Here is a 13,657-nt window from a genome sequence, read left to right as displayed (position 1 = left end):
CCGGGCCGCGGGCGGGTCCGGTCGGGTTTGGTTCGGGCACGGCGCGACGGACCTAACGCTTGGCGCAGCCCACTCATGTGCGGCACTGTGACGCCTAAGGTCACCCAGGACCCGCTGGGCCCGACTCAAGGGAGAGGAACGGTGGATGGCGAGACGCCGCGAAGCCCAGCTCTCGGAGGAGTGGCACAGGGGCGAACGCGCCACATGGCCCGGCCTCCTCACGTAGGGTTACGTCTTTCTCGCTGCGTGTGCTGTCCCCATTCCACTCCGGCACAAGGTTCCCGATTGGAGCATCCTCGCGTGGTACGCCCTGGCCTTTGTCGGCTATGTGGTCCTCGGCGTTTGGCTGGCGATGCGGATCCGCCGCTCGGTTTCGCGCGGACGCGCAGAGTTGGCCGAACGTCGCCACGACCTCTGAGGGGCGCAAGTTAGACGAAGCGGCCACGCGGCATGCAATCGCTGTCGCCCGTGGGCACTTGTTCGGCAGCCCGGCTGAACGGCCCCCGACCTTAGGTCGAGCGGGCGCGGGCGTAGCGTTCGAAGACGACCCGGCCGGCGAACGTCCTCGTCTCGAGCAGCTCGAGCTCGATCCGTTCCTCGACCGCGGGGAAGTAGGGCGTCCCACCGCCTACGACCACCGGGTTGCGGAACACGTGGAACTCCTCGACCATCCCCAGCCCGATCGCTTCGGCTGCGAGCGTCGCCCCGCCGATGCCCACCGGTTTGTCGGTCGACGCGAGGACCCGCTCCACCTCCTCCGCCAGCGACCCCTCCGCGAGCCGGGCGTTGCTGCCGTCGACGCGATCGAGGGTGCGGCTGAACACGATCTTGGGCAACGCGACCCACAGCTCCGCGAACTCGGCCTCGTCGTCAGTGCCCCGCAACGACAGGTCGGTCTCCCAGACCTGCATCGTCTCGTAGAGCTTGCGCCCCAGCAGGTGTGCGCCGAGCGCCCGCGTCTGCTCGACGTGGAACCGGAACTGCTCCGCGTCCGGCGCACCCCAGTCGAAGGCGCCGTCCCGGTCCATGACATACCCGTCCGCCGAGGGACCCATCGAGTACACCAGCATGCAGCCGATGCTAGGCCCGCCGGCCGGCCGTCACGTCAGCTCGAGCAGGAAACCCTGCGCCGGCGCGAGCACCGGCATCGGCAACCCGACCTCACCGAGCAGCGCACCGCTGAGCGTCAGCTCACCCGCCAAAGCCCTTGCCCACCAACCCGGTTCGACGTGCTGCACCGCCTGCGGCAAGCCGGCCTCGGGACGCACGCGCACGGCATACGAACGCTCGGGGTCGAGCCCCCGCAGCCGCACCAGACCGGGCACCGCCTGCGGGCCCGTGACCGTCCGCAACACCGTGTATGCCGCGTGGCTGCGGTCGGGCGCGACCGTGCCGGTCACGAGGATGGTGCCGTCGTCGGCGCTGTCGCGGACGAGGTCGCCGCTGTGGATGAGGGGACGGAGCTCCTTGTAGAGCCCCGACCAGTCCCCGAGCGCGGCGAGCTCATCGTCGGTGCACGTCGTGATGTCCCACTCCAGGCCCGAATGTCCTTGCAGCGCAACGAGCATCCGGAACCCAAGGTCGAACGTGCGGTGCGTCGTGTGTGCCGTCGCCGGGCCGATGTGGGTGCCCATCGTCTCGGCCGGCACGAGCAGCGAGGTCCAGCGCTGGATCTGGGCGCGTTCGAGCGGGTCGTTGCAGTCGCTCGTCCAGATGCGGTCGGTGTGGGCGAGCACCCCGAGGTCGACGCGAGCGCCACCGCTGGAGCAGGACTCGATCTCGAGCGCCGGGTGCGCGTCACGGAGCCGGTCGAGCAGGGCGTAGAACGCGAGCGTCTGCTCGTGAACCGCCGGGCGGTCGGTGCCGCGGGAGTCCGATCGCACGGCCTCGTGCAGGTCGCGGTTGTGGTCCCATTTGATGAAGTCGATGCCGAGCTCGCCGACGAGCGAGCTGATCTGGCCCTCGACGTGTGCCGCGGCCTCGGGGTTGGCGAGGTCGAGCACCTGCTGGTGCCGTGACTCGCGTGGACGTCCGGCGCGCGGCCCGAGCACCCAGTCGGGGTGGGCGCGAACGAGGTCGGAGTCCTCGTTGACCATCTCCGGCTCGAACCACAGTCCGAACTCCATACCCAGTCCCTTGACGTGCTCGACGAGCGGCTCGAGCCCGCCCGGCCACGCCTCGTCGGATACGACCCAGTCACCGAGCCCGCGGTGGTCGTCGCGTCGCCCGCCGAACCACCCGTCGTCGAGCACGAACCGCTCGACGCCGATCCGGGCCGCGGTGTCGGCCAGGCGCTTGAGCGTGTCGAGGTCGTGGTCGAAGTAGACGGCCTCCCACGTGTTGAGTACCAAAGGCCTTGCGCCCGTGGCGCGTTCGCGCTGAGCCCGCTGACGCCGGTGCAGCCGCCGCGACAGTCCGTCGAGCCCGTCGGTGGCGTGTACGAAGACGACCTCCGGTGCGGCATACGTCTCACCCGGCGCCAGCCGCACCTCACCCGCCTCGAGCAGCTCGCCGCCGCCGAGGACGGCCGCGTGCATGCCCGCACCTTCGGGGAGCCGCTCGACGAGGTGCTCGTGGTTCCCGCTCCACGCGACGTGGGTTGCCCACACCTCGCCGTGACCGAAGTCGAACCCGGGTGTGCCCGCGACCAGGAGCAGCGTCGCGTCGTGACCCGTACGACCGCGCCGGGAAGCCCGCAGGTGGGTGCCCTGCTGCAGCTCCGACCGCTGGGGCGACCGTTCCCGGCACCACCGACCGGTCAGGTCGAGCACCTCGCTCGCGCGTGACGGCAGCGGCATGACGGCACGCAACGCCGCCACGTCGAGAGTGGAGTCGCCCGTGTTGGTGACGGACGAACCGATCGTGAGCACCCCGTGCTCGTCCAGCGCCACCGTGACGCGCACCTCCACCCCGACCTCGTATGCCGTCGAGGTCACCTCGCGCTCGCCCGTCCGGGACGTCTCCACGCGCCACCGGGGGTCGGTCGCGCCCCCGCCACGGTGCGCGGCATACCCGGGAGTGCCGAGCCAGCCATCGGCGGAGGTGGGGAGCAGCGTGAGTGGCCACGGCTCGTCCAGGGCGTTCGGCGGCACGGGCCCCTGGCTGAGCAACGGCAGGGACTCGACGGCCTCGTCGGGGAGGTCGGCGCCCCAGTGCAGAACCCGGGGCAGCCCGGTGCCGGTCGTGTCGAGGACGAGCACCGTGCCCGCCGAACGCAGTACTTCCAGGGTCACTTGACGGCTCCTCGGACGACTCCGGAGATCACCCAGCGCTGGGCGAAGATGTAGACGATGAACATGGGCGCCATGGCCATGAGGTAGCTCGCGAACGCGGCCGGGTAGTTCTGCGAGAACTGGCTCTGGAAGACGTACTGCACGAGGGGAAGCGTCGCGGAGTTCGGGTCCGAGAGGATGACCAGCGGCAGCAGGAAGTCGTTCCATGCCCACAGGCAGGTGAGGATGCCGACGGTGGCGTTCATCGGGCCGAGCAGCGGGAAGATCACCTTCCAGAACACCGTCCAGGTCGAGGCCCCGTCGATCTGGGCCGCTTCCTCCAGCGACCGGGGGATGCTGTTGATGTAGGCCGTGTAGATGAAGATGTTGAAGGCCAGGCCGTAGACGACGTAGAGCAGGATGAGCCCGGCCCGGTTGTCCAGGTGCAGCAGCGCCGTCTGCTTCGCGACCGGGAGCATGATGATGGGGAACGGCACGAAGAGCGCTGACACGAAGTAGAAGTAGAGCCCCTTGAAGAACTTGCGGTCCATGTTGCGGGCGATCGCGTAGGCCACCATCGAGTTCGTCAGCAGCGTGACCACGACCGCTCCGACCGTGATCAGCGCGCTGTTGAGGGCGGCGCGGGGGAAGTTGGTGAGTTCCCACGCGTCCTTGAAGTTGGACCACTGCACCGAGCTCGGCAGACCGAAGCCGGTGCCGCCCAGCTCGGCGGTGGTCTTCAGCGCCGTCACGACCGCGAAGTAGAGCGGCACGAGGATCGTCAGCGACAGGACCATTAGCAGGGCGGTGAGCCACCAGTTGACCTTGGGCCGGTGCTTGGGGGCCGTCACGGGTCGGGGCGCTGGGCCCGATGTCCGCGGAGGGGCTGCTGCGGTGGTCATGACTCGGATACCTCCCGGCGGCGCAGCACGTTCAGCTGCACCATGGACAGGGTGACGATGACGATGAAGAAGATGACCGAGTTGGCGCTCTGGTAGCCGTACTCGCCACCCTGGAAGCCGCCCTTGTAGATGAGCAGCGCGATCGACTCGGTGTCGGTGCCCGGTCCGCCGCCGGTGAGAGCGACGATGTGGTCGAAGATCTGCAGGTATCCCTTGAGGGACAACACCATGTTGATGGTGAAGAAGCCTGCGATCAGCGGGAACGTGATGCTGCGGAAGGTCCGCCATGCCGAGGCTCCGTCGAGGGCGGATGCCTCGTAGACCTCGGGCTCGACCGTCTGCAGTCCCGCGAGGTAGAGGATGATGTTGAAGGCCGCCGACTGCCACACGGCCAGGATCACGATCGCGATCCACGCCGTCTTCGCCTGCCCCAGCAGGCTGTTCTCCAGCCACCCGATGTCGAGCTTGGCCGCCAGCGCGGGCAGCGAGTTCGAGAACAGATAGTTGAAGATGTAGCCGACGACGAGCACGGCGAGCACGTTGGGGATGAAGTAGATGCCGCGCAGCCCGTTCTTGAACTTGATCCGGCTGTTGAGTCCGATCGCGATCGCGAGCGCGATCACGTTGGTGACCACGGTCGCCACGATCGCGATGAGGAAGGTGAACCAGTACGCGTGGATGACCCGCGGGTCACTGAACAGCGCGGCGTAGTTGCGCAGTCCCACGAAGTTCGACGGCCCGTAGCCGGGGGAGTCGGTGAAGCTGTAGTAGATGCCCTGCACCACCGGCACGGTGTGGAAGACGAGGAAGAGCGCCAGCGCCGGCAGCACCATCCAGTAGTAGGTGGGGGAGAGCTTCGGCTTGCGCAGCCGCGGCACCCGAGAGCTGTCGGTGCTCATGAGATCACCGCCCCGAGGCCCCAGGTCCGACGTTCGGCCACCCGGTTCCACGCGGCGTCGAGGTCCCCGAGGAACGTCGCCTCACTGCCACCCAGCAGGAACGACTGCAGCAGCGGCGCCAGCGGGATGGCCGGGATGAACTGGTGGTCGGTGAAGCCCACGATGCGTCCTTGGTCGATGTAGTCCTGCAGACCGGCCAGCGCCGGGTCGGTGTTGGCCAGTCCCTCCAGCGTCGGGATCGCCACCTGCGCCTTGCAGTAGGCCGCCATCACGTCGCGCTGCATGAGGAACTCGATGAAGCGTTCGGCTTCCTTGGGGTGCTCTCCCTCACGGGCAGCCGTGAGCACGACGTCGACGCCGGAGACCAGGGTCGTGCGGGCCGGGTCGTCGGTCGCGGGCAGGGCCATGGACGCGACCGTGAACTTCGGGTTGTTGGCGCGTATCTGCGGCACCGCGTAGCTGCCGAGCAGCAGCATCGCCGACTCACCTCGCGCGAACGCCGCCGTGCCGTCCGCGTAGCCCTTGGAGAGCGGGTCCGGCTGCGTGTACTCGAAGAGCGTCTTGAGCTCCGCCGCCGTCGACGCCCACCCCTGCCGGAACGTCGTCTGCCCGGCGAACCGCTTCTCGAAGAAGTCCTTGGGCTGCAGCTGCGACGACAGGGGTGCGAGCGGCGACTGTGCGGTCCACGCGTCCTTGAGCATGCCGTAGAACGGTGTGATGCCGGCTGCCTTGAGCTTCTGGGCGGCGGTCACGAGCTCGTCGAAGGTGCGCGGCACCGCGATGCCCTGCTGCTCGAACAGCTCCTTGTTGTAGAGCAGCCCACTCGCATTGGCCGCGAACGGCACCCCGTTCACCTCACCGGCGCCGCCGCGCCCCAGGGTGCCGAGCACGTCGAGGTATGCCGGGTTGACGCCTTCCAGCGCCGGTGCGCCCCGGAAGTCGCGAAAGATCTTGGCGGTCGCGAACTCGCCGAAGGTGCCGTTGGCGTTGAGGGTCATGACGTCGGGGACGTCGTTCTTGACCAGGCGGGTCCGCAGGGCCGTCTCGGGATCGGCGGGGTTGTCGACGACGATGCGGATGTCCGGGTTGCGCTGCTCGAACTGCCGGGCCAGGTCCTGGAAGTACGCCTGCGCCTCCGGCTTGAACTGGAAGAACGTCAGCGTCGTGCGCGTGTCACCGCCCGAGCACCCCGCGAGGACGGCCGCCAGAGCCGTGGCGAGGAGGCCGGCCACCAGCTGGCTGCGTCGCCGGGGCCGCCGACGCTGACCGCGGTCGTCCCCGGCGGGGGCCGGTCGTCGACCTGTCGGGCGTGGTGTTCGATTCATGGCGCCTGCTCCCTTGCAGTAATTTCGCTCAGGATGAAAATAAACGTGCACTGGCCCACGCGCAAGGGTTCGTGCCCTAATCTCGGTCTGTGGCCACCGTCGACCGAGCTCGTCCCCTGAGTCATGCCGAGCTCGACGTGACCCGCCTGTTGCTGATGCACGGGCCCTCCTCGCGGGCCGCCCTGGGGGAGCGGCTCGGCTTCTCGCCCGCCTCGATGACCCGGTTGACGCGGGCCCTACTCGACCTGGGGATCGTGCTCGAGAACGGCAACGGTGAAGAGCGTCAGCCAGCCCCCGGAGCGGGGGCAGGCCGGCCGGCCAAGGTCCTCTCGATCAACCCTGCGGCGCGCACCGTCCTGGGTTGCAAGCTCACCGGCGACACGGCATACGCCGTCGTCTGCGACCTGGCCGGCACCGTGCTGGCGAGCGCGAAAGCGCCTCTGCCCCAAGCAAACACGGACGGAGAGGTGCCCGTCGGAAAAGTCGTCTCCGTCGTGGCGCGGCTTGCCCGAAAGCTGGCCAGGGACCGCACTCTCGACGCCGTTGGAATCTCGCTGGGTGGCATTGTGCGGCCCGACGGGGTGGTGCAGGAAGGCAGCTTCCTCGGCTGGCGCGACGTCGACCTCACCCGGCTGCTGCGCGAACGCCTCGACGTGCCGGTGATCACCACGAACGACGTCACGGCGCTGGTCCGCGAGCAGCTCTGGCTCGGCGCCGGGCGGGGCCGCTCGACCTTCGGCATCGTCACGGTGGGGGCAGGCATCGGCATCGGGGTCGTGCGCGAGGGGGTGGTCGTCGAACGGCTCGTGGACAACGGCCAGCTGCTCACCCACTCACCCGTCGACGGTCGCGGGCCGCGGTGCGGGATCGGTCACCGTGGCTGTGTCAGCTCCTACCTCGACCAGTGGGAGATCGAGGCGCGGGCGACCGAGTCGTTCGGTCGCCCCATGTCGTTCGACGACGTGGTGGCCGCGGCGGCCGACGGGGACCGCAGGGCGGCGAGGCTGCTCGATGCTGCGGCACGCGCCCTCGGCCACCTCGTCGCGACCCTGGCCGGCGCGCTGCAGACCGACCGCATCCTGCTCGCCGGTGAAGGCGTCGAACCGGTCGCGGGCAGGCCCGCCATGCGCGAGACGATCGCCGACCGCATGCAGTCCGGCCCCGGCAACACCGCAACCTACGAGCTCGACGTCACCGTCGAACCCCTCACCTTCGAGGACTGGGCGCGCGGCGCGGCCGTGACCGCCAGCCAGTTCGCCCTCGCCGGGCGATAGCCGGGGTATGCCGCGTGGTGACCACACGGCATACCTCGCCTCTGCAGCCGTAAAGCGTTGGCGCACAGGCGAAAGCGGGTCGGGCACCTGGCGTGCCCGACCCGCTTCGTCCTGCAACCGGGATGAACCGGCCGGGTCCCGGCGCCACCGATGAGGGGGCGTGGCGCCGGGACCCTCTTCTTCCCAACCGGGAGCTGTGACCCGCTTTACATCACAGTCCCAGGCCGAGGCCTGAGAGAAGCTTGTTCAGCTTGTTCAGCAGGGCCGAGAGCGGGCCGCCGGTGTCGAGGATCTTGGCGATGCCGCACAGCAGGTTGCCGAGCAGCTTGCCGCTGCCGGGCACCGCGGTGATGTCCAGGTTGACCGGGGCGAGGTCGATGACCAGACCGAGCAGGTCGAGGTGCAGCGGCCCCAGGTCGAGGTTGAGGATGTTGCAGCCGGCCGGGGCGGCGAGGGACTGGACCGGGGCGGTGAAGGTCGTGCCGCCGGCCGGCAGCCCGGTGCCGGTGACGGTGCCGGTCATGGTGAGGACGCCGTCGACCACGGAGGTCTTGAGGCCGCTCAGCGCGCCGCTGAAGGCGGAGCCGTCGGCGAGCGTGCCGGTGACGGGGACCGTCGAGGACGCCACCTTCTTGGCCTGCCCCATGGCGGCCGGCTTGGCGGCGGCAGCAGGGGCGGCGGAGGCCATCGCGGGGGCCGCGAAGAGCGTGGCGGCGAGGACCGAGGCGGTGGCGCCACTGACGAGAGTGGTACGGAGGTTCATGGGTAACTCCTTCGTGAGCGGTCGTGGCAGCGGTTGGCCGCCATCACGGGAGTAGAGCGCCAGCCCCTTCCGGCATGACGCGGGCTGGGCAAGCGGATCTCGCGAGAAATTGCTGCCGTTTCCCGCGTCATGTGCTGCGGCCCGTCGCGTCCACGCCGCTGACCTGCGCAAACGCACGTCCTCCGGGATGCCAGCCGCGCGGCATACTGCGCCTCTGGCAGCCCTCTGGCATCCCCACCCCCCCAAAGGGGGAGGGTCAGTCGCGTTGCAGGGAGCGCTGCACCATGTCCGAGGTCGCCAGCACCTCGGCCAGGAACTCACCGGCCCGCCGCACCACGTCGTCCACGTCGTCCACGACGGTCGCGCGCACGACCTCCCCGAGCACGTGGTGGTGCACGGTCACCAGGTCGAGGACGCTGACGCCGTCATGAAGTGAGGACCGGCCGAGGTCGTATGCCGCCGCGAGCGCGGCTTCGTCCTGGCGGGGCAGGTAGCGCAGGAAGGCCGCCCGGTAGTTGCGGGTCAGCCCGTCGTCGGTCGCCGGGGTCGTCATTGACCGTGCCGCACGGTGGACGGCAGAGCCAGCGTGTCATCGAGGAAGGCGAGTCCTTCTTCGAGGTCGAGAGCGGTGGCGACGGCCCCTGTGCCCATGCCCAGCTGCACCATCGCGAAGGCGACATCGGGCTGGATCCCCACGATCACCGTGGTCGCACCCCGCAGCCGGGCCATCTCCGCAATGGCTCCCAGGGTCTTGGTGCCAAAGGAGTCGAGCACGTCCAGCGCGGCCACGTCGATGATGATCCCGCGGCTGCGGGACCGGCCGACCTCCTCGACGAGGTCACCCTGCAGCCGCAGCATCTGGGAGTCGTCGAGGGCAGTGTGGACCGACGCGACGAGGTACTGACCCTGTCGCAGGATCGAAAACAGCGCCGGTCCGGTGCTCACAGCTGGGACGAGCCCTCCTCCTTGGTCACGGTGAAGCCGAGCAGCCGCTCTGCTTCCTCCAGGCCGCCCTGGAGGTCACCAATGGTGTTCATCTTGCTGAGGTCGACCCCGAGTGTCACCAGTGTCTGGGCGATGGTCGGGGACAGTCCAGTGATGATGACGCTCGCACCCATGAGGCGTGACGCGTCGACGGTCTGTACGAGGTGGTTGGCCACCACCGCGTCGACCTCGGGGGCACCCGTGATGTCGATCACGACGACCTTGGCGCGGTGGGTGCGGATGCCGGTGAGCAGCTGTTCGGTGAGCTGGCGGGCGCGTTCGCTGTCGAGGACGCCGATGATCGGCAGGATCAGCAGCCGCTCGCGGACCGGCAGCACCGGCGTCGACAGCTCGCGCAGCGCGTCCTGCTGCTGGCGGATGACGCGCTCGCGTTCCTCGACGAAGCTGACCGCCACGGTGTTGGCGATCCGGTTGGCCGCCGGCTCGTAGGCGTCGAGAATCTGGTTGAGGAGGCCGAAGTCTCGCTGGTACTTCTCGAAGAGCGACCGGGCGAGAACGTCGCGCAGCAGCAGGACGATGCCGACGACCTCGTGCGTCTCCACCCCGCGCGGGATGATCCGCTCGGACAGGTCGCGCGCGTACTGCTGCAGCGCCTCGACGCTGCCCGTCTCGAGCACCTCGACGTAGTTGTCGTAGACCGAGGTGGTCTCGACCGCCATCTCCTGGGCGGTCATGGCCTCGAGCAGGTGCGCCTCCTGGATGCGGCGCGCCCACTCGTCGCGCAGCTTGGCGCGGTGCTCGCGCAGGTGGGCCACGAGCTCGGGCAGGAGCTGCTCGTCGGTCACCGCGGTGGACGTGGTGTCGAGCCCGCCGAACGGGTCGGTGCTGATGCTCTCGCTCACTTCTTCGCTCCTTGTTGCCACTTGGTCATCGTGATGGTGGTGCCGCGACCGTCCGCGGTCACCAGTTCGAAGTCGTCCATGAGCCTGCGTGCGCCGGGTAGCCCGAGGCCGAGGCCGTGGTACGTGCTGTAGCCGTCGCGCATCGCCGCCTCGATGTCGGGTATGCCGGGTCCGGCGTCACGCACGATGACCTGGACGCCGCGTCGGCCGGGTGCCTCGCCGTTCACGAGCTCGATCTCGACCTGTCCCTCGCCGGCGAACCGGACGATGTTTCGGGTCATCTCCGACACGGCGGTCGCGATGACGGTGAGGTCGACCCCGGGGAAGCCGAGTGCGCTCGCCAGCTCGCGTGCCTTCTGCCGGGCGGTGACGATGTCGGCGTCGACGGCGATGCGGATGCGGGCGAAGTCGTCGCGCTCGGGCTCCTGCTGCTCGAGCCGCAGGGCCAGGTCCTGGCAGACCTCGCAGCGCAGCCGGTGGTTCTCAGCCTTGGTCTCCCGCTGCCGCCGGCGGTCCCGCAGGGACACGGCCACGAGCACCGGGCGGCACTCGTCACTGGGCAGGTCGATGTTCTCGTGCGCAAGGAGGTACTCCACCCGCAGCCGGGCGCGCAGCCGGTGCAGCTTGGCGGCGACGGCTCCCGCGGTCGAGTTCTGCTCCGCGGCGAGCTTGGCGGTGGGCGTGCCGTGGACCTCGTGGGCGACCAGCAGCTCCCGTTCGTCGTCGGTGAACGTCGCGAGCGCCCGCGCCATCGCGCCCTGGTCCTCGATGCCCTCCATCCGGCGCACGGGGTCATCAGGCTCGTCGAGGTCGACCAGTCGGTGCTGGTGGCGCTTGAAGCGGTCACCCTGCCGCCAGTGCGAGGCGACGAGGTTGCGTGCCGTGGTGACGGCATACGCCTCCGTCATCCCCGGGTCGATCCGGTCCGAGGCCGCGAGCACGCGCAGGTAGGCCTCCTGCACCAGGTCCTCGGCGTCCGGGTGCCCGCCTACGCGTGCGCCGACCACCCGGCGCAGCAGCGCCAGGAGCTCGTCGGCTTCAGGAGGAGGTCCCTCAACCCCCGCCGAGGTAGCGGTCACGGCCCCAACCCTACGTCCGGACCGGTCCGCGCGCGGCCTTGGTGGTCGATGTCGCCGCAGGTCAGCAGGTATGCCGCGTGCTCACCCCGTGCGCCCGAGGGGGCCGCCGGCCGACGACCGTGGTCAGCATTCGCGCGCCCGGCTGAGCACGAGGCCGCCCCGCGGACGGCGAGCGTGGTCGCCCGCCCGCGACACGGCATACCCCCGGCGCCCTAACCTCTGCAGGGTGAGCACCCCATCACCCGACCACCCGACCGGGCCGCTCGTCGGCGTGCGGGTGGTGGAGCTGGCCGGCATCGGTCCCGCCCCGCACGCGTGCATGGTGCTCGCCGATCTCGGCGCCGACGTCGTGCGGGTCGAGCGGCGTGGCGCGACCGCCGACCTCGTGCCCGGCGCCGGCGACTCGCCCGATGTGCTGCTGCGCGGCCGCAGGGTCGTCCACGCAGACCTCAAGTCGGCCGACGACCTCGCGCAGGTGCGTGATCTCGTGGCTGGCGCGGACGTCCTCGTCGAGGGATTCCGTCCCGGTGTGGCCGAGCGGCTCGGGCTCGGGCCCGACGAGTGCCTCGAGGCCAACCCGCGCCTCGTCTACGCCCGCATGACCGGCTGGGGGCAGGACGGTCCGCGCGCGCACACCGCCGGCCACGACCTCAACTACCTCGGCCTCACTGGCGTGCTCGACAACATCGGCCGCGCGGGCGAGCCACCGGTGCCGCCCCTCAACCTCGTCGGCGACTTCGGCGGCGGGTCGATGTTCCTCGTCGTGGGCGTGCTGGCGGCACTGTGGGAGGGGCAGCGCACGGGTCGTGGGCAGGTCGTCGACGCGGCGATCGTCGACGGTGTGAGCGCGCTCGCCCAGATGCAGTGGTCGATGCGAGCCGCGGGGCTGTGGCGGACCGGCCGCGGCACGAACCTGCTCGACGGGTCCGCCCCGTTCTACGACACCTACGCGTGTGCCGACGGCCGCCACGTCGCCGTCGCCGCCATCGAGCCGCAGTTCTTCGCCGCCATGCTCGCCGGTCTCGGCCTCGAGTCGGGCGACGTCCCCGGGCAGTGGGACCGCGACCAGTGGCCGCGGCTGCGGGAGCGGCTCGCGGCCGCGTTCGCCAGCCGCACCCGTGACGAGTGGGACGCGGTGTATGCCGGCACGGACGCCTGCGTGACCCCCGTCCTCACGTGGGACGAGGCCGAGGCCGACCCGCACCTGGCTGCGCGGGGAGTCATCGCCGAGGCGGGCGGCATACCGCAGGCTGCACCTGCGCCACGCTTCTCCCGACGGGCTGCGCCGGTGCCGCCGACCGCCCGCGAAGTCAGCCTCGGTGAGGTGCTCGAGGAGTGGCGCGACCGCTCAGAGTGAGTCGCTCGGGCCCATGACGACGACCGGGCGGCGCTTGGGGTCGAGCTCGGTCAGGAGCAGCTTCATGGCGGCCTTCGGCAGCGCGACGCAGCCGTGGGTCGGGCCGCCGCGGTCGACGTGCAGCCAGATGCCGCCGCCGGCGCCCATGCCCTTGGGGCGGGTCCAGTCCAGGGGTGAGCGGCCGGGGACGCGGTTGTAGTCGATCGCCACGACGTAGTCGAATGCGTCGATGTCGGAGTCGCCGAAACCGGGGCTCGGCGCGGGTGCCTGGAAGGCGTTCGAGCGGTGGTAGGGCAGCGCTGCACCGGGGTCGGCGAGGCGGCCACCGGCGTCGCTGAGGGTGAAGACCCCGATGGGGGTGCGCAGGTCGCCCTCGCGGTGGTTGGCCGACCAGCCCGACTTGCCGACGTGCGCCGACCAGGAGCCCTTCTCGACCCAGCCGGAGTCTCGCTGGAGCAACCGCACCGTGGCCTTGTTGCTGTCGATGCCGGTGCCCTCGACCAGCACCACTTGGGTCGAGGTGGCCGGCACCTTGGCGGCTACCGCCGGGCTGAGCGGTAGGGACGCCTGGTCCGTCGTGGGTGCGGTCGTCGGCGCGCCGGGACCACCGGGCGAGCCCGGGCCCGGGACCGCAGAGCCGGCCTGGGTGGCGTCGCCCGCGTCGCTGGTGGACTCCGGCGCCCCGGAACGCCCGGCGGCGGCACCCACACGACCCAGCTCGACCGCGTCGCTGCCCTTGACCCAGTTGACGGTCGCCGCGATGGCCCCGACGAGGGCAAGCAGCAGCAACCCGGCAGCCACCCGGCGGCGCCGGATGATGCGGCGACGACGGTTGCGGCGGGCGGCGCGCAGCCGCCTCATGCCGGGCCGTGCCGCGTCGGTCTCACCCATGATGGCCAATGCTAGGGGACCCTCCGGATCGGCCGGACCCTTGCTGGGTTGCGGGCGCCCGGTGCGTGGCACGGTGGCGAGTTTTCGGGCGAGTGGCCGAAAGTTGCG

At 70.3% G+C, this 13,657-nt stretch carries 13 protein-coding genes; 2 read left to right on the top strand and 11 right to left on the bottom strand.

Annotated elements, in window-relative coordinates; all coding sequences use genetic code 11:
* Positions 1 to 509: 509 nt before the first annotated feature.
* The 5 genes from HJG52_RS12000 to HJG52_RS11980 form a co-directional block, all read right to left on the bottom strand.
* Positions 510 to 1,070: a dihydrofolate reductase family protein gene (locus HJG52_RS12000; RefSeq protein ID WP_171243792.1), complete on the bottom strand. Its 561-nt coding sequence runs from the start codon at positions 1,068 to 1,070 to the stop codon at positions 510 to 512.
* A 30-nt stretch (positions 1,071 to 1,100) separates the two neighbouring features.
* Positions 1,101 to 3,233, bottom strand: a complete 2,133-nt coding sequence (locus HJG52_RS11995) for an alpha-galactosidase (protein WP_171243791.1) — start codon at positions 3,231 to 3,233, stop codon at positions 1,101 to 1,103.
* Positions 3,230 to 4,009, bottom strand: a complete 780-nt coding sequence (locus HJG52_RS11990; RefSeq protein ID WP_240978006.1) for a carbohydrate ABC transporter permease — start codon at positions 4,007 to 4,009, stop codon at positions 3,230 to 3,232. Before HJG52_RS11990 ends, HJG52_RS11995 begins: the two co-directional genes overlap by 4 nt.
* Before the next feature lie 101 nt (positions 4,010 to 4,110).
* Positions 4,111 to 5,013 carry a carbohydrate ABC transporter permease gene (locus tag HJG52_RS11985; protein WP_171243789.1) on the bottom strand — a complete coding sequence of 301 codons (903 nt, stop codon included), beginning with the start codon at positions 5,011 to 5,013 and terminating at the stop codon, positions 4,111 to 4,113.
* A complete protein-coding gene (locus HJG52_RS11980; RefSeq protein WP_171243788.1) occupies positions 5,010 to 6,245 on the bottom strand; it encodes an extracellular solute-binding protein in 1,236 nt (411 codons plus the stop codon). The genes HJG52_RS11985 and HJG52_RS11980 overlap by 4 nt, the downstream gene beginning before the upstream one ends.
* Positions 6,246 to 6,427: 182 nt before the next feature.
* On the opposite strand from HJG52_RS11980, the gene HJG52_RS11975 reads away from it, so the two are divergent.
* Complete coding sequence (locus HJG52_RS11975; protein ID WP_171243787.1) at positions 6,428 to 7,612, top strand: ROK family protein; 1,185 nt, start codon at positions 6,428 to 6,430, stop codon at positions 7,610 to 7,612.
* Between the two features lie 211 nt (positions 7,613 to 7,823).
* On the opposite strand, the gene HJG52_RS11970 is transcribed toward HJG52_RS11975, so the two are convergent.
* The 5 genes from HJG52_RS11970 to HJG52_RS11950 all read right to left on the bottom strand — a co-directional run bounded on the left by HJG52_RS11970 (position 7,824) and on the right by HJG52_RS11950 (position 11,301).
* A complete protein-coding gene (locus tag HJG52_RS11970; protein ID WP_206070531.1) occupies positions 7,824 to 8,375 on the bottom strand; it encodes an ABC transporter substrate-binding protein in 552 nt (183 codons plus the stop codon).
* Positions 8,376 to 8,631: 256 nt separating this feature from the next.
* Positions 8,632 to 8,928 (bottom strand): phosphatase RsbU N-terminal domain-containing protein, encoded by a 297-nt coding sequence (locus HJG52_RS11965; protein ID WP_171243786.1) that lies wholly within the window; start codon positions 8,926 to 8,928, stop codon positions 8,632 to 8,634.
* On the bottom strand, positions 8,925 to 9,320 hold the full coding sequence (locus HJG52_RS11960) for an STAS domain-containing protein (protein WP_346767712.1): 396 nt from the start codon (positions 9,318 to 9,320) through the stop codon (positions 8,925 to 8,927). Before HJG52_RS11960 ends, HJG52_RS11965 begins: the two co-directional genes overlap by 4 nt.
* Positions 9,317 to 10,222 carry an STAS domain-containing protein gene (locus tag HJG52_RS11955; protein ID WP_171243785.1) on the bottom strand — a complete coding sequence of 302 codons (906 nt, stop codon included), beginning with the start codon at positions 10,220 to 10,222 and terminating at the stop codon, positions 9,317 to 9,319. The genes HJG52_RS11960 and HJG52_RS11955 overlap by 4 nt, the downstream gene beginning before the upstream one ends.
* Complete coding sequence (locus HJG52_RS11950; protein WP_171243784.1) at positions 10,219 to 11,301, bottom strand: sigma-70 family RNA polymerase sigma factor; 1,083 nt, start codon at positions 11,299 to 11,301, stop codon at positions 10,219 to 10,221. The genes HJG52_RS11955 and HJG52_RS11950 overlap by 4 nt, the downstream gene beginning before the upstream one ends.
* A 226-nt stretch (positions 11,302 to 11,527) precedes the next feature.
* On the opposite strand from HJG52_RS11950, the gene HJG52_RS11945 reads away from it, so the two are divergent.
* A complete protein-coding gene (locus tag HJG52_RS11945; RefSeq protein WP_346767711.1) occupies positions 11,528 to 12,658 on the top strand; it encodes a CaiB/BaiF CoA transferase family protein in 1,131 nt (376 codons plus the stop codon).
* Here HJG52_RS11945 and HJG52_RS11940 read toward each other — a convergent pair.
* Positions 12,650 to 13,549, bottom strand: a complete 900-nt coding sequence (locus HJG52_RS11940) for a L,D-transpeptidase family protein (RefSeq protein WP_240977798.1) — start codon at positions 13,547 to 13,549, stop codon at positions 12,650 to 12,652. The genes HJG52_RS11945 and HJG52_RS11940 overlap by 9 nt on opposite strands.
* Positions 13,550 to 13,657: the final 108 nt, after the last annotated feature.

Source organism: Knoellia koreensis, assembly GCF_013041615.1.
Classification (GTDB): domain Bacteria; phylum Actinomycetota; class Actinomycetes; order Actinomycetales; family Dermatophilaceae; genus Pedococcus; species Pedococcus koreensis.
Note: the sequence above shows the minus strand (reverse complement) of the source record. Positions and strands in the feature narration are given on the sequence as shown.